The following is a 21,542-nucleotide window of genomic DNA, read 5'->3' as shown; positions in this document are numbered from 1 at the left end:
ATTGCTGATATTGTAAAATGGCCTCTTTACTTATATAATATGAAGTATGTATTTTTTACAATTGGAGGCTTTTAAAATATGCAAAGTAAATTAAAAATAAAAGAGTATGTCTACATTGCTTCCATGTTGTTTGGTTTATTTTTTGGAGCAGGAAATTTAATTTTTCCTGTTTCCATGGGTCAAATGGCTGGAAGTAATGTATGGCCAGCAATTATAGGTTTTCTAATTACTGGAGTTGGTTTGCCGTTATTAGGTATTATGGCAATGGGTATTTCAAGAAGTAATGGTTTATATGATTTGGCTAGTCGAGTTCATCCATACTATAGTTTATTCTTTACATGTGCACTATATTTAACAATTGGACCGTTTTTCGCCATTCCTAGAACAGCTACTGTATCTTTTGAAGTTGGTATAGTTCCATTTGTGAATAAGAATCAAATCACTTTATGGTTAGGAATCTTTTCTTTGATTTTTTTCTTGGCTGTTTTGTGGTTTTCATTAAGACCATCTAATATTTTAACTTGGGTTGGAAAAATATTAAATCCACTTTTTTTACTTTTTTTGGCTATATTAATTATCACTGCTTTTTTAAATCCAATGGGAAATGTGGTACAAGTTCCAGTTCAACAAAGTTATCAAAATGGAAGCTTTTTTAAAGGATTTCTAGAAGGATATAATACAATGGATGCTTTAGCTTCATTGGCGTTTGGTATTGTAGTTATAAATGTTATCCGTAATTTAGGAGTTGAAGATTCTAACACAATAGCATTCAGTACTATGAAATCAGGTATATTTAGTATGTCACTTATGGCATTAATTTATGTATCACTTACTATTATGGGTACTCAAAGTAGAGGAATTTTTCCAGTTTCTAAAAATGGTGGAGAGGCTTTATCCTTAATTTCCAATCATTATTTTGGTAAAATTGGAGCTGTTCTTTTGGCAATTATTATAACTTTAGCTTGTTTAAAGACAGCAGTAGGATTAATCACTTCTTGTAGTCAAACATTTGTAAACATATTTCCAAATTCAGTGAATTATAAAATTTATGCCATTGGTTTTTCTGTTGTATCTTTTGTAATTGCAAATTTTGGATTAAATAATGTTATTGCTTTTTCTATACCAGTACTAATGTTTCTCTATCCACTAGCCATAACTTTGATTTTACTAACTTTATTTCAAGCTACATTTAATAGTGATCATCGTGTTTATCAATGGGTTACTGGGTTTACTGCATTTGCTGCTATATTTGATTTTGTAGGTGCTCTACCTGATGCTGCTATAAATTTTTTGCATTTAGATGGGATGATTGATTTAGCTTCTAATAATTTACCTTTCTATAATATGGGAATGGGTTGGATAGTACCGGCACTTGTTGGATTAGTAATTGGACTTTTTGTTCATTTTTTCATGCAAAAAAAACCAATAAGATAAGATACAGGAATATATAAATTATTTAATTACATTGGAATAATCTAGAAAATTATTGAAGAAACTCTATTAATTATAGGGTTTCTTTTTAAATTAAAGAGTTATTAAAAAAAACCAAGAGAAAATTTTTCAATTGCTTTATAAATTTTATAATAAGTGTTTTCGCTAGCAATATTTAATGATATAATCATAATCGGCCATCATTTAATGATATTTTTAGATTTTTATAGAGAACATTATATCATAAGTGATGACTTATTTAATTTTATAATTACTTTTATTCAACTAGCGAGGAGGTACCTAAATGAAAAAAATTAAAAGTGTAATAGTATTTTCTTCTATAATAACACTACTTTTAACTGGATTTACAGGTTGTGGAAGTAAAGATATTGCATCTAAAAATGGGTATGCAAAAGAAATACATTTGTATAACTGGACAGAATACATGCCAGATTCAGTTTTGAAGGAATTTGAAAAAAAATATGGTATAAAAGTAGTTCAATCAACTTATTCATCAAATGAGGAAATGATGGCAAAACTCATAGCCGGAGGAACTTCTCAGTATGATATTGCAGTCCCAAGCAACTATTTTATAAAAGCTTTAAGGGATAAAAAGCTAATACAGCCAATTGATAAAAGTAAAATTACAAATTTATCAAATATTAGCTCTAATTTTTTAGATCAAGATTTTGATAAAGGAAATAAATATAGTGTTCCATATATGATGAGTATGTGTGTAATTGCAGTTAATAAAAAAAAGCTAAGCGAATTGGGAGTTACAATTAATAGTTATAATGATTTACTTAATCCTAAATTAAAAGAAAATATCGTACTTCCTGATGATCAACGTGAATGTATAGGAATTGCTCTTAAGGCTCTTGGATATACGGAAAATGAAACAGATAAAGCTAAAATTAACGAGGCAGCAGAATGGCTTAATAAATTAAAGCCAAATGTTAAAGCTTATGATGGAGATAGTCCTAAAACATTACTTATTTCAAATGAAGTAGCTGTTGGTGTTGTGTGGAATGCTGAAGCAGCTCTTGCAATGAGAGAAAATGAAGATATTGAAGTTATATTCCCTGAGGAGTCATCATCAATGTCTCTTGATAGCTTCGTTATACTAGCTGGTTCAAAGCATAAAAAAGAAGCAGAGTTGTTTATAAATTTTGTACTACAACCTAAAATAAGTAAGATGATTTCAGATGTATATCCATACTCAAATCCTAATGAAGCAGCTAAGTCACTTCTTAGTAAAGAATACATAGATAATCCTGCAAGTAATTTGCCAGAGAGTGAGATAAAAAAGGGAGAATTTCTTCAAGATGTAGGAGATTCTATTAAATACTACGATAGTGTTTGGACTAAGTTTAAAAATTAGGAATATTAGGAATATAAATTTAAAATTCTAAAGGAGTGATTTATTTTGGGCGATTCAATGAATAATATAATTGAAATTAAAGATGTAGAAAAGATATTTGGAGATAATGTAGTAATCAAGAAAATTAATCTAAATGTTAAAGAAGGAGAATTTTTAACTATTTTAGGTCCATCTGGATGTGGAAAAACTACAACACTTAGAATGATTGCAGGTTTTGAAAGTGTTACAAGCGGAAGTATTTTAATTAGTGGAGAAAATGTAGAAAATAAAAAACCGTATCAGAGAAATGTAAATACTGTTTTTCAAAATTATGCATTATTTCCTCATATGAATGTGTATGATAATGTTGCTTTTGGACTTGTTGAAAAAAAAATAAAAAAATCAGAAATTAAAGAAAGAGTTAATCAAATGTTGAGTTTAGTACAACTTAATGGATTTGAAAAAAAAATGCCTGCTCAAATGTCAGGTGGTCAAAAGCAGCGTGTAGCTATTGCTAGAGCTCTAATTAATCGTCCAAAAGTATTACTCCTAGATGAACCATTAGGTGCATTGGATTTGAAGTTAAGAAAACAAATGCAGATAGAATTGAAACATTTACAAAGAAAATTGGGAACTACGTTTATATATGTTACTCATGACCAAGAAGAAGCTCTTACTATGAGTGACAGAATAGTGGTTATGAATGAAGGAAATATTGAACAAGTTGGAACACCAGATGAAATATATGAAAATCCTAAATCCAAATTTGTTGCTGAGTTTATTGGGGAATCAAACATTTTTGAAGCAAATATTGAAAAAATACAGGGAGATAAGTTAACTGCAGTATTAGAGTCAGGAACAGTTACAATCTATGGAAGCAATATGACTCTTGAAGAAATGATATACATATCTGTAAGGCCTGAAAAGATTAAATGTTCATTTAATCCAGTAGAAGGATTTACTTTAAAAGGTTATGTTAAAGAGCATATATATGTAGGATCTATTATAAAGACTATTATTGAATTGCCAAATGGACATAGAATAAAAATGAATTCTATGTCTGGTACAAAACTCATTGACATTGATAAATTGGTATATATTTATTGGGATAGAAATGATGCAGTTATTATGCGTACTAAGGAAGAACAAATATACAATATAATAGAAAATGTTCCCAAAATTAAGGAGATGGGACTATGAGAAAGAAAAATAATATTTTACCAACAACTATTACAGTTGGACCTACAATATTATGGATATCCTTATTTATTTTTATTCCAATGGCATATGTTTTTATAATGAGCTTTATGGAAAAAGGAATATATGGAGGTATAGTAGCTAAATTTACACTTAAAAATTATAGTGATTTGCTAAATCCACTTTATGTAAATATTTATGGAAGATCAATTTATATAGCTTTCATTACAACGATTATATGTTTGATATTTGGATACCCTTTTGCATACATTATATGTAATTCAAGTAAAGCTATGAAGGCTATACTTGTGACACTTATAATGCTTCCTTTTTGGATTAACTCACTTATAAGAACTTATGGATGGAATGCTTTACTTAGAACAGAAGGAATCATAAATACTATATTGTTGAAGGTTGGAATTATAGATCATCCTTTAACAATGTTATATACAAGTGGTGCTGTATTACTTGGTATGGTATATACACTTTTTCCATTTATGGTTCTCCCTCTATATGCATCTATAGAAAAATTGGATAAATCATTAATTGAGGCTTCAAGTGATCTTGGAGCAAGTCCTATACGCATATTTTTTAGAGTTATTTTGCCACTTACTATGCCAGGAATATTTGCAGGTTCTATACAGGTATTTATTCCAACATTAGGATACTTCTTTATATCCGACATGATGGGTGGGGGAAAAGATATACTTATAGGTAATTTGATAAAAAATCAATTTTTATCTGCAAGAAACTGGCCACTAGGTGCAGCGTTATCTGTATTACTTATTGTACTTACAATAGTTTTAATTAAGTTATATAGTAAAATTGGCAAAGTAGAAGATATGGTATAGGAGGTAAGATATGAAAAAGAACAGAGAAAAAAAACAATTAAATGCGGTATCTATAATTTATGCCTGCCTTATATACATTTTTTTATATTTACCTATATTGATAGTTATAATATTTTCATTTAATACTTCTGAAATGAATATTAAATTTGAGGGATTTACGCTATCTTGGTATGCTAGAATGTTTGACAATACAGAGTTAATGGATGCATTTAAGACAACTTTAATTGTTGCAGTTGCAAGCACTGGTTTATCTGTGTTCATTGGAACAATTTCTGCATTTGGAATGTTTAAATTTAAATTTAGAGGGAAATCAGTGGTGGATTCTTTACTTTATATCCCTATAGTTATACCAGAAATTGTTTTAGGAATATCTCTATTAGCATTTTTTACAGCTTTAAAAATACCTATGGGACTGTTAACACTTATTATAGCACATGTCACATTTTGTATACCATTTGTAATAATTACTGTACGCGCTAGACTTTCTGGATATGATATGTCAATTGAGGAAGCTAGTATGGATTTAGGAGCTAATCAATTCAGAACCTTTAAGAGAGTTACATTACCTATTATTGCACCTGGAGTAGCATCTGGTGCTATGCTTGCACTTACAATGTCACTAGATGATGTAGTAGTTAGCTTTTTTACATCAGGACCAGATGACATGACACTGCCAATTAAGATTTTTGGTATGGTTAGAAAAGGAGTATCTCCTGATGTAAATGCACTATGTACAATTATGATTTTAACTACTGTATTAATTATGGTTACTTATAAACTTATTGAAAGAAATTCTGAAAAATAAGGATGTTGCACTAAAAATTAGTGCAACATCCTAAATTATATCTATTAACAATTCAAACCTATTTCATTTCCACTCCAAATTGCTTCCATTATGTTTCCTGTTTTATAAGCGTCACCTACTATATAAATGTCTTCAACTTTTCCATAAAGCTTATTATATAAGTCTTTATTTGGTTTTGAACCAATTGAAATTACTATAGTATCTCCAGGTATTTCTTGTTTTTTGAATTTATCATTTATAAGTATAGCACCTTTTTCAGTCACTTCAATAAGAGAACTATTTGTAAATGATTTTATATTATGTTTATTTAAAAGATCTATAAGCATAATTTTATTCATATGAGGGATAGGTTTCCCAGAGTTCAAAATTTCATCTTTTGCTTCAACTATTTTTACATTTTTACCTTGTTTTGAAAGATAGAGTGCAGTTTCACATCCAACAAGACCTCCACCTACAATTATAACGTCATTACCGGCTTTACTACTGTCATTTAAGACGTCTATGGCACTTAAAACATTTGATTTTTCCATGCCAGGAACTTTTAAAGTAATCTCATTTCCACCTGTTGCAATAATTACAGTATCAGGTTTTTTCTCATTTACAATGTCTTCGGTAACCGTTGTATTTAATTCTATATTAATATTAAGTTCTTTCATCTCATTTCTATACCAAGATAAAAGTCGTTTATCATCAACTTTAAAATCTGGAACAGATCCTGGAATTATTACACCACCAAGTTCATTACTTTTCTCATAAATTGTAACTTTATGACCTCTAAGAGCAGCTACTCTTGCAGCTTCCATTCCAGCTATTCCACCACCTACAACCATTATATTTTTTGGTTTTAATGCAGGTTTTATTTCGTATAGTCTTTCTCTACCACTTGAAGGATTTACTGCACAGCTTAGTGGCTTTCCTTCAAATCCTCTTCCTAAGCATCCTGTATGACATCCTATACAAGGACGTATTCTTTTGATTTGATTTGAAACAACTTTTTTAGGCCAATATGGATCTGTAAGGAGTGGTCTTCCAAGGCCTATCATATCTGCAGAACCACTTTCAAGAGCTTTTTCTGCTATGTCTGGCATACCTAGTTTACCAGCAACTATAACAGGAATTTTAACAGCCTTCTTAAGTTCTTTAGTGTATGGAAGATAGAGTCCATCCTTTTGATAAAGAGGTGGATGTGACCAATACCATGCATCATATGTTCCAAGGTCTGTGTTTAATTCATCATATCCTGCAGCTTCTAAAATCTTTGCAGCTTCAATACCTTCTTTGAGATCACGACCTTTTTCTATATATTCTTCATCTGGAAGTCCACCTTGCCTCCAGTCTTTTATACAACTTTTAACACTGTATCTAAGACCAACAGGGAATTCATTTCCAGCAGCAGCTTTTATAGCTTGAACTATTTCTATAGGAAGTTGTAGTCTACCTCTTAAATCTCCACCATATTTATCTGTTCTCCTGTTAAATATTGAAAGAGTAAATTGATCAAGTAAATAGCCTTCATGTACAGCGTGTATTTCTACTCCATCAAAGCCTGCTTTTTTAGCAATACATGCTGATTCAGCAAATTTTGAAACTATCCATTCAACTTCTGATGTTGTAAGTTCACGACAGGTAACTGTTGGATCCCAGTAATTTGGTACAGCTGATGCAGAAACAGGTTGAGATGTTAAAAGTACACCTGGCGCACCACTTCTACCAAATCCCATTGTCAATTGTAAAAATATTTTAGCACCATAGGCATGAACTCTTTCAGTCATTTCAGATGATGTCATTATAAACCTTCCAGGATTTATTGATGTTATAGGAATTATACCAGGTACAACTTGATCTAATTCATTTTCAACTTTTGTAATACTTGTTATTATAAGTCCAACTCCACCTTTTGCTCTTTCCACATAATAATCGATTGCTCGCTGATTATAGCAACTATCGCTATCCACAAGGCCAAATGCCCCCATAGGTGCCATTGATATTTTATTTTTTACTTCAATACTACCTATTTTTATGGGCTGAAATAGAGAACTACTTTTCATTTATATATACCTCCTTATATATAAGGTTATTTATAGTAAATGTTTACAAATATATTATATATATTTGTTATATATTTATCAAGTGTATGTATAAAATTTTATTAAAGGAATTTTATTACAAGTATATTAATTAATATACCAAAATATTAATTAATATACTGAAAAATTACCCTTAATTAGAATTGAAATATATAGGTATTTTTATATTAATTAAGATATATACTAGAGTTAATAAACATAAAATAAAAAAAGTATTTTAATATTATATTGCATTTTTATAAATATAAATGTATAATTATAAGAAAAATATTAGCTCGGTTTATTTAAATTTAAAGTAGAAATTATTGTTTAGGAGGATTAATATTATGAATTTAAAGGGAAAGAGTTTTTTAACACTTAAGGATTATAGTCTAGATGAGATAAATTTTCTCCTAGAGTTAGCTTCTAAATTGAAAGAAGAAAAATATAACTCCAATCAAAAAAAGAGATTGGAAAATAAAAATATTGCACTCATATTTGAAAAAGAATCTTTGAGAACTAGATGTGCTTTTGAAGTAAGTGCACATGATATGGGAGCAAATGTAACATATATAAATTCCTCTCAGAGTCATATTGGAACAGGTGAATCTTTAAAAGATACTGCTAGAGTGCTTGGTAGAATGTTTGATGGAATAGAATATAGAGGATTTTCACAAAAAAATGTTGATATACTTGCAAAATACTCAAAAGTTCCTGTATGGAATGGGCTTACAGATGAAGATCATCCAACTCAAGTTCTTGCAGATTTTCTTACTATTCAAGAGAATGTTAAAAAGCCTCTTGATAAGGTTAATTTTGTGTATATAGGTGATGGGAGAAATAATGTGGCAAATGCACTTATGATAGGTGCTTCAAAAGTAGGAATGAAATTTAAAATAATTACACCAAAGAAGTTGTTTCCAAGTAAGGATGCCATCAGCTACTGTAAGGGTGAAGCTGATAAATCTGGAGGAAGTATAGTTATAAGTGATAACATAGCTGAAAATATTAAAGGTGCAGATGTAGTATATACAGATGTATGGCTATCTATGGGAGAACCTGAAGAGTTATGGAAAAGTAGAATAAATATGTTACTTCCATACCAAGTAAATAAAAAATTACTGAATATGACTGAAAATGCTGAAGTGAAATTCATGCACTGTCTTCCTTCTTTTCATGATTTAAATACTACTATTGGAAAAGAAATATATGATAAATTTGGGCTTGATTCTATTGAAGTAACAGATGAAGTGTTTGAAAGTGAAAATTCTATAGTGTTTTCAGAAGCTGAAAATAGACTACACACTATAAAAGCTGTAATGGTTGCAACTCTTGGAAATTGCGATATTTAGAAAGAGGGTATAATATGAATTCTATTTTGTATTTAGAAGATGGAACTGTATTTATGGGAAAAGCCATAGGTAAAAAAGGTATAACTGTAGGTGAATTAGTATTTAATACTTCAATGACAGGATATCAGGAAATACTTACAGATCCCTCGTATAGGGGACAAATAATAAATATGTGCTATCCCTATATAGGTAACTATGGAATAAATTATAAAGTAAGTCAATCTGATGAAATTCAGGCAAAGGGAATTGTAGTAAAAAATAGATATAATGATACTTCACACTATTTAAGTGAAAATAGTTTTGAAAATTTTTTAATTGAAAATGAAGTAGTTGGAATATGCGGTGTTGATACTAGAAGTATAACAAAGAAAATAAGATCGAAAGGTACAATGAAATGTGTAATTTGTAGTGAAAATGAATCTATATATGAAATAAGGAAAATTCTAAATTCATATAATTATAGCAATTTAGTTGAACAGGTTAGTACAAAGGAAATAAAACATATAGATGGAGTTGGATTTAAAGTTGCATTAATTGATTTTGGATCAAAAAAAGATATAATAAGAAATTTAGTGGATAGAAAGTGTGATATAACTATTTTCCCATATAATGCTTCTTATGATAAGATAATGAAAATCAATCCCGACGGAATAATATTATCGAATGGTCCAGGAGATCCAAAAGATATGAAGGATATAATGCCAACTATAAAAAAGATTGTAACTTCTAATATACCGGTTTTTGGAATATGCCTTGGACATCAGCTCATGAGTCTTGCATTTGGTGGGGATACTTACAAAATGAAATTTGGGCATAGAGGTGGAAATCATGGTGTGTATGACGTGGACAGAGATAAGGCTTATATAACTTCTCAAAATCACGGATATGCAGTTAGAGAAAATAGCTTGAATAAAAATGAAATTGTTGTAACTCATATAAATTTAAATGACAACACTGTAGAAGGAATAAAACATAAAAAGCTTCCTGTATTTTCAGTGCAATTTCATCCTGAAGGGTCACCAGGACCTACGGATACATCATATTTATTTGATAAATTTTTAAAATTTATGACTTTATTAAAATAAGTGAGGAGAAGTGATAAAATGCCATTAAAAAAAGGCTTGAAAAAGATTTTAATTATAGGATCAGGTCCTATAATAATAGGTCAAGCTGCGGAATTTGATTATTCAGGTACACAAGCTTGTGAAGCAATTAGAAGTGAGGGAATAGAAACAGTCCTTATAAATAGCAATCCAGCGACTATAATGACTGATAAAAATATTGCAGATAAGACTTATATAGAGCCTATTACAGTAGAAGCTGTAGAAAAGATAATTCAAAAGGAAAGGCCAGACGGTATTCTTGCAGGTTTTGGAGGTCAAACGGCTTTAAATCTTGCAATGAAATTGTACAAGCTTGGTATACTAAAAAAATATAAAGTAGAACTGCTTGGAATAAAAGTTGAGTCAATTAAAAATGCAGAGGATAGAGAGAGTTTTAAAAATTTAATGGAAAATATAAATGAGCCTATAGCACTTGGAACTATTGCTACTAACTTAAAAGAGTGTATAGATTTCTTAGATAAGGTTAATCTTCCTATAATAATAAGGCCAGCCTATACTTTAGGTGGTACTGGAGGAGGTATTGCCCACAATTATGATGAATATATTGATATATGTAAAAATGGGCTTGAAGAAAGTCCTATAACTCAAATTCTTCTTGAGGAGAGTCTATCTGGGTGGAAAGAGCTAGAATATGAAATAATGAGAGATAAAAAAGATAATTGTATGGTTGTCTGCAATATGGAAAATATAGATCCTGTTGGGATACATACAGGAGATAGTATAGTAGTTGCACCTTCTCAGACACTTACAGATAGGGAATATCAGATGCTTAGAAGGTCTGCCATTAAGATAATAAGAACTTTAAAAATAGAAGGTGGATGTAATATACAATTTGCACTTGACCCAAAAAGTAATAATTATAAGGTTATAGAAGTTAATCCGAGAGTTAGTAGATCAAGTGCCTTAGCATCTAAAGCTGCAGGATATCCAATAGCTAAAATAGCTGCTAAAATAGCAATTGGTTATACCTTAGATGAACTTAAAAATTATGTTACAGGAAATTCCAGTGCATTATTTGAACCAGCTCTTGATTATTGTGTAGTGAAAATACCTAAGTGGCCTTTTGATAAATTTGAGAGTGCAGATAGAACTCTTCAAACCCAAATGAAAGCTACTGGAGAAGTAATGGCAATAGATAGAAATTTTGAAAGTGCACTTTTAAAAGCCTTAATAAGTTTAGAGGGAAAGATAATAGGATTAAGTCTTGACAAGTTTGAAGATATGGATACAGAAAGCGTACTGAAAAAAATTATGGATCATGATGATGAAAGATTGTTTGCCATTGCAGAAGCTTTAAGAAGGGGAATTGATGTAGATAAAATTAATGAAATGACTAAAATAGATAAGTGGTTTATACATGGAATAGAGAATATAGTTAATATGGAAAATAAATTAATAGAAAATGTTCCAAATGTAGAAACTATACAGCAGGCTGAGATGATGGGATTTACAGAGGAATATATATGCAAATTAATAGGAATGAAACTAGATGATTTAAGAAATCTTAGAGAGATAAATGGTATAAAATCAGTTTATAAAATGGTTGATACTTGTAGCGGAGAATTTGAAGCTAAAACATCTTATTATTATTCATGCTATGATTTAGAAAGTGACAATGCAATTTCAAATAATAAAAAGATATTAGTTATTGGTTCCGGACCTATAAGAATTGGGCAGGGAATAGAATTTGATTATTGTTGTGTAAATGGAGTTTGGGCAATAAAAGATGCTGGACTTGAAGCAATTATTATAAATAATAACCCAGAAACAGTAAGTACTGATTTTGATACTTCAGATAAACTTTATTTTGATCCTCTTTATATAGATGATGTAATGAATGTTATAAATGAGGAAGAAGTAGATGGTGTAATAGTACAATTTGGAGGTCAGACTGCACTTAATCTTGCTAAAAAATTAAATGATAGAAAAGTTAAAATTCTTGGAACTTCATTTGAATCCATAGATTTAGCTGAAGATAGAGAAAAATTTAGAGTACTTCTTGAAAAATTAAATATAAGTTCACCTATAGGTGGATCTGTAACAAGTCTTGAAGAGGCAAATGCACTAGTTGAAAAAATAGGTTATCCTGTAATTGTAAGGCCTTCCTATGTAATAGGAGGTAGGGCAATGAAGGTAGTTTATAACGAAGATGAACTTTCTAAGTACTTGAAAGAGGCAGTAAATTTATCAAAGGAATATCCTGTTCTTGTAGATAAGTATATAGTTGGAAGAGAAATAGAAGTGGATGCCATTTCAGACGGCAGGGATATAATAATTCCAGGTATAATGGAACATGTAGAAAGAACAGGAGTTCACTCAGGTGATAGTATAGCAATATATCCATCCTTTAATTTGTCAGAGGATGTGCTTGAAAAAATAGAAGAATATACAGCCAAAATAGCAAAGGCATTGAATGTAGTAGGACTTTTGAATGTACAGTATGCTTTCGATGGAGAAAAAGTATATGTAATAGAAGTAAATCCTAGAGCTTCTAGAACTGTACCTATATTAAGTAAAGTTACAGATGTACCTATGGTAAAATTAGCTGTAGAAGTAATGCTTGGAAAAAATATAAAAGATTTTGGATATAAACAGGATATGTACAAATATAGCAAAATGAATGCAGTAAAAATGCCTGTATTTTCAAATAAGAAACTTCCAGGAGTTGATCCGGTTCTAGGACCTGAAATGAAGTCAACAGGAGAGGTATTAGGAGTAGATTTTGACAGAAAGAAAGCTATATATAAGGCATTTAAAGCAGCCGGAATGAATATATATAAAAAGGGTAACTTGTATGTTTCAGTAAATGATAGAGATAAAGAGGAAGCATGTTCTATAGTTAAAAAGTATGAACAACTTGGATTTAACATTTATGCATCTAAAGGAACATATGAATTCCTATTGAATAATGGTGTAAATTGTTATAAAATAAATATAAAGGATGCTATAGATAAATTAAAGAATAAAGAGATAGATATTGTTATAAATACAGTAACAGTAGGTTATGAAAGTGGAACTTATGGATTTAAATTAAGACAAGCAGCTCTTTTGCATGATATTATTTTATTTACTTGTCTTGATACTGCAGAGGTTTATAGATATTGTATTGAAATAGAAAAAAACAATGAAAAGGTGGATTATAGATCAATGAAGGAATATTTGGCTTAAGAAAAACATCTATTTACTTACTTGGTAAAAGCTAAAGAAAAGATATATTTATTATTTTGATATGTTAGGATCGTTTTTCTCGTTGAGATAAAATGATCCTAATTTACTTAGATTAAAGTTTTTAATGAAACACTATATTTTTAATGAAATTATACGATATAATTAATAGAAAGTAATTGTTAATATTAACAATAAATATAAAAGTTTAATGGGGAGGAAAACAAAATGACATTAAAGAAAAAAATATCACTTCTTATAGGGGTAATTATGTTAGCTACTATGATATTGGTATCTAGTGTAATTTATTATGAAACATCATCAAATCTTTATAATTCAAGTAAAGAAGAGATGAAATCGTTAGCAAATAGTTATGCTGACACTCTAGAGAATATGATAGATAAAGAAATTATTAAAATGAAGGGGCTTTCGGAGAAAAAGTCAATTTATGATTTAGCATATCTAAGGGAAAAATACTATAATTCTGCTAAATACAAAAGTTCTGCAAAATCAGTTAATTTGGAACTTGCAAAATATGTTAAAGCTCAGGGAAATCTTGAACATGCATTTGTTGTAGATAGAACCGGTAAAATAATAGCTGACAGTGATAGTAATTTACTAAACACTACAGTATTAGATAAAAAGTATAATGAAGATACATTAAAAGGAAACAGCTCGGTTAGTGGAATTATGATTTCAAAAGCTACAGGAGCTAAGGTAATAATAGTTACAAGCCCAATTAAAGTCAATGGAAATGTGTATGGATATGCAGCATCTGCAGTTGTTGCTAAAACTTTAGCTAAGCCTTTTCAAAATTTAAAAGTATCCAATATTAGTGGAAATTATGCATACTTATTAGATGGACAATATAATATAGTGTTTCATCCAGATAGTAAAAGTATAGGGACATCATTAAAAAATTATGTTGTTAGAAACTTTATAGATAAAATTAGAAGTGGAAAATCAACTGATGATAACTATATAGAATATGAAAATGATGGAGCAACGAAACTTGCTTATTGCAATCTTATTCCAAAGCTCAATTGGACTTTTGTATTGTCTTCAGATAAAAATGGAATAACTGCATATGCCAGGAAAATAACTCTTACAATTATACTTATTATAATTATTTTCACTATAGCAGTTTCTATAGTAGGCTATTTCTTATTAAGAAATATAACAGAAGGAATAGGTAAGATTACATCTATTATTAAAAAAATTTCAAAGATGGATTTTAAAGATTTAAATGAATCTGAAGAATATAGTTATTTAGCTAATTCACAAGATGAAATAGGAGATATGTACAGAGCTGCACTATCTATAAAATCTATATTTACAAAAATTGCTGAAGATTTATCTAATACATCAAAAAAAATAGATGGAAATGCAGTATTTTTAAATGATACTATAACTGAAGTAGGCAAAGAGTTAGACGAGAATTTAAAAGAAAGCGAAAATATATCTGCAGGTATGCAGGAAAATTCTGCTACAGCTGAAGAAATTGCAGCATCATCAGGAGAAATGTCAAATGCAGTAGAGAATATGGTAGACAAAGTTGAAAAGGGACTTCAGACTTCTGAAGATATTGCAAAAAGAGCAGAGGATTTAAAGCATTCTTCAAAGAATTCGCAACTTAAAGCTCAAGGTATATATAACGATGTTAAGAAAAATTTGGAAAAGGCTATTAAAGATAGTGAAGCTGTAAATAAAATAGGTGAACTTACAGAGGCTATAATTGATATAACTGAACAAACTAATTTACTTGCATTAAATGCTTCAATAGAGGCTGCAAGGGCAGGAAAGGCAGGAAAAGGATTTGCAGTAGTTGCAGATGAAGTAGGAAAACTTGCAGAAGGATCTAGTAGGACAGCTAATAACATAAAGGGCATAGTAAGTGTAGTTGAAGGTTCAGTCAAAAATTTAGTTAAAAGTTCAAATGCTATATTGAATTTTATTCAAGATACAGTTTATGATGATTACAGAAAGATGGCACGTATTTCTATTCAATATAGCAAAGATTCGGATACTGTAAATAATTTTATGACTGATTTTAGTGCTTTAGCTGAAGAATTAAATGCATCTATTGATGGAATAACTAAAGCAGTAAATGAAATAGCACAAAATGTGGCTGATGGTGCAACTGGAATACAGAGCATATCTGAAAAAAATAGTACTATATATAGTAAGCTTAAAAATGTAAAATCAACTGCTTCAGAAAATAAAAATAGTGTAGCTACTTTAAAAAATATAATTGAAAAATTTAATATATAGTTCCAATTAAATATTTGAATTTAAAGTATAAGTATTATTATTATGGTGAAAGATAATCTTAAAATTTTGTATTTCTAAAATACATATATTTAAGTGAGGAGTTGAAGCCATGAAGAAAATAGTGCTTATACTTTTTTTTACGTTGTTATTGCCAAGTGATGTATGTGCTAAAACTGTAAATAGTTATAATGTGACTATGAAGCAGGATATACTCTGTATTATGATGGCATATCCAGGGTACATTAAAGATTTAGAGAAAGACGATAAAGGAAATGTATACCTTATTATGAAGTCTGGAAAAAAAATAATTTATGATGATAAGAAAAAGAAAGAATTTAATGAAAAGCTTTTTAATACAGATATACAAGATATGATGGAGCAGGTGTATCCATTAAATTCCATTGATAAGGTTATGGATAAGGATGTGGATCCAGGAAGACTTAGAGTATATGAAATTTTAAATGAAGTATATGGAAATTCTAAAAGTGAGGTAGAGTCAAATCTAAAAATGGCAGATGTGGGATATAGAAAATTTCAATTTAATGGTAATAATGATGCTTCTAAATCTCTTGAAAAAGCTATAAAAGAAGCAATGTCCAAGAAAAATCCCAATATATCAAGTTGTCTATTTCCCTTCAGTGGAACATTTAACTATAGAAATATATCTGGGACTAATTTAAGAAGCCCACATTCTTTTGCTATAGCTATAGATCTTGCTAGAGATAGAAGGGATTATTGGAAATGGGTAGATAAATCTGAAGGTAGCAGTAGAATAAAATCATATCCAAAGGAGCTTGTTAAAATCTTTGAGAAAAATAATTTTGTTTGGGGTGGAAAATGGAGTCATTTTGACATCTTGCATTTTGAATACAGACCAGAAATAATTTTTAAAGCTAGATATTTTGGAAATAAACAAAATAACAACGTGAAGTGGTATGATGGAGCACCATATAAAGATAAAACAGTTAAAAAATATATAGATAAAATTAATAAGTTAATTGGGTAGAATTTACAGACTCAATTTGTGATTAATTGGAGATAATATTTATTGAACAAATAAATTTTGTTGAGGTAGGGATATTGCCATGAAATTTCTTTTAAACAAGAAATATATTTGCTTTATAAATGCAGTTATATTAGTTTCTTTAATAATAAATATATTAACATTTAAAGTATGTGCAGTTGAAACATATAATGAAGATGAAGTTAAAAATGCCATTGAGCAAATATTTGTCAATAGGAATAAGGCAATATTAGATGGAGATCTGAAACTTCTTGAGGATATATATGACAAGGATACTAAATATGGTATATGGGCTTATGAATATGAAGAAAAGAAGATGGAATATATTAGGAACTGGGAAGAAAAACAGGGTATAAAATTTATAGATATAGTTCCAAAGATCATGATGTTAAAGGTAAGACAAAGAAGTGATGGAGAACTTTTAGTAAATTTAAACTGTTCTACTCAGTATAGATACAGTTATATAGATAGTCCAAAGAAAATAAATGTCTTTAGAATAGGAACATCTCATGTTCTAAATATTATGAAAAGGGATAATAAGTGGATTATAACAAAAGAGTGGTATAAAGATCCTTTTGCAGATTCACTTAAAATAAACAATTTAAAAATTGATTCTATAAAACAATATATATTATCACAAAATAAAAAAGACTTATCAAATATTGATAAAAGAAGAAAATCCGCTATCGAATATGCTGATAGGTACTGTGGATTAGCATCTGAAGAAAAGTATGGATGCAGCTATAATAGGAAATATAGAAATTATAACTATCAAGGTGGAGATTGTGCAAACTTTGCCTCACAAATACTTTTTGAAGGTGCTAAATTTAAAAAAAATTCTGCTTGGAATTATGATAAAAGTGGAGCTACGAGAGCATGGCTCAATGCAGATGGATTTAAAAACTATATGATATACAGTGGAAGAGGATATGCCATTGCATATGGAAGTTATGAAAAGGTGTATAAAGCAGCTTATAAATTGCTTCCAGGAGATTTTATAGCTTATGAAAAGAAAGGCGATATAACTCATATATCAATGGTTACAGGACTTGACTCCAAAGGATATCCTCTAGTTACTTGTCATAATACAGATAGAGATAAAGTTCCATGGGATCTTGGATGGAATGATAAAAATATAAAGTTTTGGATTATAAGAGTTAATTATTAAAATTAGTACTTTGGATAAATTAAAGGGGCTGTCGCGTTAGCAAATTTTTTTATGCTAATGCGACAGCCCCTTTAATTTTTTCTTAGAATTTGTTTTTGATACCTATAATTTAAATACCTGATGCAAAATCGTCTTTTTCAGGTTCAGGTTTTTCTTTAGATATTTTCTTTTTATCTTTTTTGCATTTTTTATCACATACCATTTCCTTTACATAGTCCATTACTTGAGGTATGGAATCTATTATTTTATCATAAGTATTGTTTTGATCTAAAGACAAAAGTCTTAATGAATCTCCCTTAGTAACTAAAAATGCAACCGGTTTAACTGTGACACCTGCTCCAGAACCTCCACCGAAAGGATAGTTTGGTTTGGATTCATTTTTAACATTTGAATTGAATTCACTTCCACCAGAAGCAAATCCAAATGAAACCTTTGATATTGGAACTATTAATGATCCATCTTTTGATTCTACAGCATTACCAACTATGGTATTCACATCTATCATATCTTTTAAATTTTCCATAGTGCTTTTTAATAAATTTTCTATAGGATGACCATCCATTAAAATCACTTCCTTATATGTTTATTGTTTTTATAATAGCTTAAGTTTTACTTGACTCTGACCCAGTTTTAAACCTTGATGTTTCTATGATTAGTATTACAATTACATAAATAAGTTTTGCAAAACTTATATAAATTATACAATTGACTTCCACTTTTAAATCAGTTTTATTAAAATCAGGAGTTATGCTCACTTCTCGCTTTTCAAGTCTAAAAAAATTTGATATAACTGTAAACAATTGAGGAATCAATGAGTTAAGTACACCGTATAATATTGCTGTAGCTGCAGCATCATCTAAACCATATGATATGTTTATATCTATGTTTAATTTGGATTTAGGATTTATCTTTAATATAGGATCTATAACTCCCAATATTTTTTTAAATTTATCAATGGTATTACTATTGGATTTATTATTTTCAAAATTAGATTTGTATTTTTCAGATGCAAATTTCTTTAATATGTCTGTGTTTAAAAGAAGTATGTGAAATTTTTTATTTTTATAGCCTATATGAATTTTTATTGGTATAGGAAGAAACATAAGTATAAAAATGCACGTTACTATAATAAAAAAAATAGTCATATAGATTCTGATCACAATTTGAAATGTTTAGTGAAGAGTAATCAGTTCCTCCTTTAAGTTCATTTATATACTAATTATGACCTTAATGTAAATTAATATACTTATATTCCATTAATTTTTAGGTTAATTTAATTATTTAAGTAAAAGATATTAAAAGGAAATGTTCTAAAATTATTAAATTTAGCTACAGGAGGAAAGAATATGATCAAAAATTTAAAAAAGTACTTCTCATTTTTAATAACATTTATGATTTTGATTAATATATTCACGGTAGATGTAATGGCAGATGAAAAAGATAAAACACCTTATATAAATGCAAGATGTGCAATTGCCATGGATAGTAAGTCAAAAGTAGTGCTATATGAAAAAAGTGCATATGAACTTGTTCCTATGGCAAGTACTACAAAGATTATGACATCGCTTGTGGCATTGAAATATGGAAATTTGGATAAAGAAGTAGAAATATCTAAAAGATCTGCTAATATAAAGGGTTCTACAGTAGGATATAAAGAAGGGGAAAAGGTAAAATTAAAAGAACTTTTATGTGGACTTATGATGCGTTCAGGAAATGATGCTGCAATAGCTATTGCAGAAGGTGTAAGTGGGAGTGTAGAAGAGTTTGTAAAGCTTATGAACGAGTATGCAAGTGAAATAGGTGTGCTTAACACTCATTTTGAATCCCCTCATGGACTTGATAGTGAAGAACATTATTGCACAGCATATGATCTTGCTTTAATGGCAAGTAAGGCAAAAGAAAACAAGATATTTAGAAAGATTGTGAGTTCAAAAGATATAGATAATAGCGAAAATGGGTTTACAAGAAGTTATCACAATATAAATAAGATATTATGGCAAATTCCAAATTCAAATGGAATAAAGACAGGATATACTGGGAATGCAGGTAAGTGTCTTGTAACATCTGTAAATGTAGAAGGAAATGATGTTATTATAGTAGTTTTGAACTGTCCAGAAAGATGGAATGAAACTAAAAAGATAGATAAATATGTAGAGGAAAAATATACGTTTAAAAAGCTTTTTTCAAAGGGAGATATTGCAATGGAGATGAACTTAAATAATAAGAAATTAAAATTAAAATATACAGAGGATATTGTTATACCTGTAACTTCAACAGATAGGTATATATCTAAGATTATAAAACCCCAAAAGATAACAACAAACGTAAAAAAAGGTGACAAAATAGGGAAGATATGTGTATACAAAGATGGAAAGAAAATATACACAAGTTCTCTTGAAGCTGGAAATAGTGTAAAAGTTAAAAAACTTATAAGAATACCATTTTTCAATTAATGTTGTGAATTAATTTATACATTTTTAAGCTACCTGCAAAAAAATAGGTTTTGTTTTTTAGAGTCTTCAATTAAATTAAATCTATTAAGATAGATGTTATCTGTAGATTGAATTTTATCAAGTGTATCCTTTAAAAATTTTTTAGAAAATTTGAATTGTTGATTTTTAGGAAGTTCATCTTGTACTATGTAGTCTATGTTATAAGGAATATTTTCAACAACATAAAGGGGGATAAGGTGTTTTAGATTATTATTTATAAGTGCGTATTCATATATAGTTGAATCTACAATAACTCCATTGCATAAGTTGAAACAATGTGCAAAACTCCTACTTAAATTCTCATTTATGTTTATGGTGATTACTCCGCGTACAGCTATAGAATCAATATCTAAAAAATTGCAAATTTCATGTATCAGTGAAGATATTATAGGAGAGCTATTTGATATAGTATAATTTTTTATGCAGTATTTGCATATATTTTCAAAAAAATTTTTTCTTGTTTTTTCATAATATCACCTTTTGAAATATTGTAAAATTTATCAATTATTATATCATATTTTTTAATAATTGTATAAAGTTAATCATAGTAGATTTTAATAAAACATTTACATTTTTTAACAAACTATGATGAAGACTTATATTAAAAATAAAGTTTTAAATATTAAAAGTGAATAAAAAAGGTGTAAATTAAGAATTTTAAATTTCACTATAACAGATTAAATTAAATTGTATAACAGCCTTCAGAACATCAACGCTTTTAACTTAAAATTACTTTGCTTAGAAAAAATTGTAAAGGAATAAATATTATATAATAGAATAAAATGTATTAAGGTGTATCAAATTAAAAGATATTTTATTTTAATATAATAGACTGAAAATGGATATTAGGAAACTAAAATATGACTAAAAATTAACAAACTCTCCTAAACTGTGTAGATATATAAATATAAAAATTTTAATTATATAGTTTATTTTTACTAAATATATCAATGTATTAGCCATATAAACATATAATATTATATGGCTATATAATTAATGCATTGATCTTTTTTATATATAGTCTTGAAAATAATAAATAATAATAGTTTTGAAATAAGGATTAGAATTCTAATGAAAATTTGTATATTATCTATCTTTGAGAATATTTTATCAGAAAAATCATTAGTACAGGATAAAAAAGTTAATAATACAGAATGACAATTCACTGATTTGTGATATAATTATATGTAATAAATAGAAATTCCAATTATTTATTGAAAACGATACTATATCAAT

Annotated in this window: 15 protein-coding genes; 12 read left to right on the top strand and 3 right to left on the bottom strand. The window is 28.8% G+C overall.

Annotated elements, in window-relative coordinates; all coding sequences use genetic code 11:
- Positions 1-78 precede the first annotated feature (78 nt).
- The 5 genes from brnQ (at position 79) to H2684_RS03145 (ending at position 5,644) form a co-directional block, all read left to right on the top strand.
- Positions 79-1,434, top strand: a complete 1,356-nt coding sequence (gene brnQ, locus H2684_RS03165; RefSeq protein ID WP_182087907.1) for a branched-chain amino acid transport system II carrier protein — start codon at positions 79-81, stop codon at positions 1,432-1,434.
- Between the two features lie 301 nt (positions 1,435-1,735).
- On the top strand, positions 1,736-2,812 hold the full coding sequence (locus H2684_RS03160; RefSeq protein ID WP_182087906.1) for a spermidine/putrescine ABC transporter substrate-binding protein: 1,077 nt from the start codon (positions 1,736-1,738) through the stop codon (positions 2,810-2,812).
- 57 nt (positions 2,813-2,869) lie between these two features.
- Positions 2,870-3,991: an ABC transporter ATP-binding protein gene (locus H2684_RS03155; protein ID WP_182088053.1), complete on the top strand. Its 1,122-nt coding sequence runs from the start codon at positions 2,870-2,872 to the stop codon at positions 3,989-3,991.
- Positions 3,988-4,839 carry an ABC transporter permease gene (locus H2684_RS03150; protein WP_182087905.1) on the top strand — a complete coding sequence of 284 codons (852 nt, stop codon included), beginning with the start codon at positions 3,988-3,990 and terminating at the stop codon, positions 4,837-4,839. The genes H2684_RS03155 and H2684_RS03150 overlap by 4 nt, the downstream gene beginning before the upstream one ends.
- Before the next feature lie 10 nt (positions 4,840-4,849).
- On the top strand, positions 4,850-5,644 hold the full coding sequence (locus tag H2684_RS03145; RefSeq protein WP_182087904.1) for an ABC transporter permease: 795 nt from the start codon (positions 4,850-4,852) through the stop codon (positions 5,642-5,644).
- Positions 5,645-5,688: 44 nt separating this feature from the next.
- Here the strand turns inward: H2684_RS03145 and H2684_RS03140 are convergent, their stop codons facing one another.
- Positions 5,689-7,692, bottom strand: a complete 2,004-nt coding sequence (locus tag H2684_RS03140) for an FAD-dependent oxidoreductase (protein ID WP_182087903.1) — start codon at positions 7,690-7,692, stop codon at positions 5,689-5,691.
- A 362-nt stretch (positions 7,693-8,054) separates the two neighbouring features.
- Between H2684_RS03140 and argF the strand changes: the two genes are divergently transcribed.
- The 6 genes from argF (at position 8,055) to H2684_RS03110 (ending at position 17,814) form a co-directional block, all read left to right on the top strand.
- Complete coding sequence (gene argF, locus H2684_RS03135; RefSeq protein ID WP_182088052.1) at positions 8,055-9,062, top strand: ornithine carbamoyltransferase; 1,008 nt, start codon at positions 8,055-8,057, stop codon at positions 9,060-9,062.
- 14 nt (positions 9,063-9,076) lie between these two features.
- Positions 9,077-10,147: a glutamine-hydrolyzing carbamoyl-phosphate synthase small subunit gene (gene carA, locus H2684_RS03130; protein WP_182087902.1), complete on the top strand. Its 1,071-nt coding sequence runs from the start codon at positions 9,077-9,079 to the stop codon at positions 10,145-10,147.
- Positions 10,148-10,165: 18 nt separating this feature from the next.
- Positions 10,166-13,354: a carbamoyl-phosphate synthase (glutamine-hydrolyzing) large subunit gene (gene carB / locus H2684_RS03125; RefSeq protein WP_182087901.1), complete on the top strand. Its 3,189-nt coding sequence runs from the start codon at positions 10,166-10,168 to the stop codon at positions 13,352-13,354.
- Between the two features lie 225 nt (positions 13,355-13,579).
- The gene (locus H2684_RS03120; RefSeq protein WP_182087900.1) at positions 13,580-15,622 is read left to right on the top strand and encodes a methyl-accepting chemotaxis protein; all 2,043 of its coding nucleotides are present in this window, start codon (positions 13,580-13,582) and stop codon (positions 15,620-15,622) included.
- Positions 15,623-15,731: 109 nt separating this feature from the next.
- Positions 15,732-16,628, top strand: coding sequence for a M15 family metallopeptidase (locus H2684_RS03115; protein WP_182087899.1), 897 nt, complete (start codon positions 15,732-15,734; stop codon positions 16,626-16,628).
- Positions 16,629-16,707: 79 nt separating this feature from the next.
- On the top strand, positions 16,708-17,814 hold the full coding sequence (locus H2684_RS03110) for an amidase domain-containing protein (protein WP_182087898.1): 1,107 nt from the start codon (positions 16,708-16,710) through the stop codon (positions 17,812-17,814).
- Positions 17,815-17,923: 109 nt separating this feature from the next.
- Here H2684_RS03110 and ytfJ read toward each other — a convergent pair whose 3' ends face one another.
- Both ytfJ and H2684_RS03100 read right to left on the bottom strand, forming a co-directional pair.
- A complete protein-coding gene (gene ytfJ / locus H2684_RS03105) occupies positions 17,924-18,376 on the bottom strand; it encodes a GerW family sporulation protein (RefSeq protein ID WP_182087897.1) in 453 nt (150 codons plus the stop codon).
- 40 nt (positions 18,377-18,416) lie between these two features.
- Complete coding sequence (locus H2684_RS03100; RefSeq protein ID WP_182087896.1) at positions 18,417-18,974, bottom strand: DUF2953 domain-containing protein; 558 nt, start codon at positions 18,972-18,974, stop codon at positions 18,417-18,419.
- Positions 18,975-19,160: 186 nt separating this feature from the next.
- On the opposite strand from H2684_RS03100, the gene H2684_RS03095 reads away from it, so the two are divergent.
- Complete coding sequence (locus H2684_RS03095) at positions 19,161-20,267, top strand: D-alanyl-D-alanine carboxypeptidase family protein (RefSeq protein ID WP_182087895.1); 1,107 nt, start codon at positions 19,161-19,163, stop codon at positions 20,265-20,267.
- Positions 20,268-21,542: the final 1,275 nt, after the last annotated feature.

The organism is Clostridium sp. cel8 (assembly GCF_014050525.1).
Lineage (GTDB): Bacteria > Bacillota > Clostridia > Clostridiales > Clostridiaceae > Clostridium_B.
This window is presented reverse-complemented; position numbering and strand designations above follow the sequence as displayed.

Coding starts and splice junctions, on each gene's coding strand:
- brnQ (WP_182087907.1), top strand. CDS start 79: ATGCAAAGTAAATTAAAAATAAAAGAGTATGTCTACATTGCTTCCATG.
- H2684_RS03160 (WP_182087906.1), top strand. CDS start 1,736: ATGAAAAAAATTAAAAGTGTAATAGTATTTTCTTCTATAATAACACTA.
- H2684_RS03155 (WP_182088053.1), top strand. CDS start 2,870: ATGAATAATATAATTGAAATTAAAGATGTAGAAAAGATATTTGGAGAT.
- H2684_RS03150 (WP_182087905.1), top strand. CDS start 3,988: ATGAGAAAGAAAAATAATATTTTACCAACAACTATTACAGTTGGACCT.
- H2684_RS03145 (WP_182087904.1), top strand. CDS start 4,850: ATGAAAAAGAACAGAGAAAAAAAACAATTAAATGCGGTATCTATAATT.
- H2684_RS03140 (WP_182087903.1), bottom strand. CDS start 7,692: ATGAAAAGTAGTTCTCTATTTCAGCCCATAAAAATAGGTAGTATTGAA.
- carA (WP_182087902.1), top strand. CDS start 9,077: ATGAATTCTATTTTGTATTTAGAAGATGGAACTGTATTTATGGGAAAA.
- carB (WP_182087901.1), top strand. CDS start 10,166: ATGCCATTAAAAAAAGGCTTGAAAAAGATTTTAATTATAGGATCAGGT.
- H2684_RS03120 (WP_182087900.1), top strand. CDS start 13,580: ATGACATTAAAGAAAAAAATATCACTTCTTATAGGGGTAATTATGTTA.
- H2684_RS03115 (WP_182087899.1), top strand. CDS start 15,732: ATGAAGAAAATAGTGCTTATACTTTTTTTTACGTTGTTATTGCCAAGT.
- H2684_RS03110 (WP_182087898.1), top strand. CDS start 16,708: ATGAAATTTCTTTTAAACAAGAAATATATTTGCTTTATAAATGCAGTT.
- ytfJ (WP_182087897.1), bottom strand. CDS start 18,376: ATGGATGGTCATCCTATAGAAAATTTATTAAAAAGCACTATGGAAAAT.
- H2684_RS03095 (WP_182087895.1), top strand. CDS start 19,161: ATGATCAAAAATTTAAAAAAGTACTTCTCATTTTTAATAACATTTATG.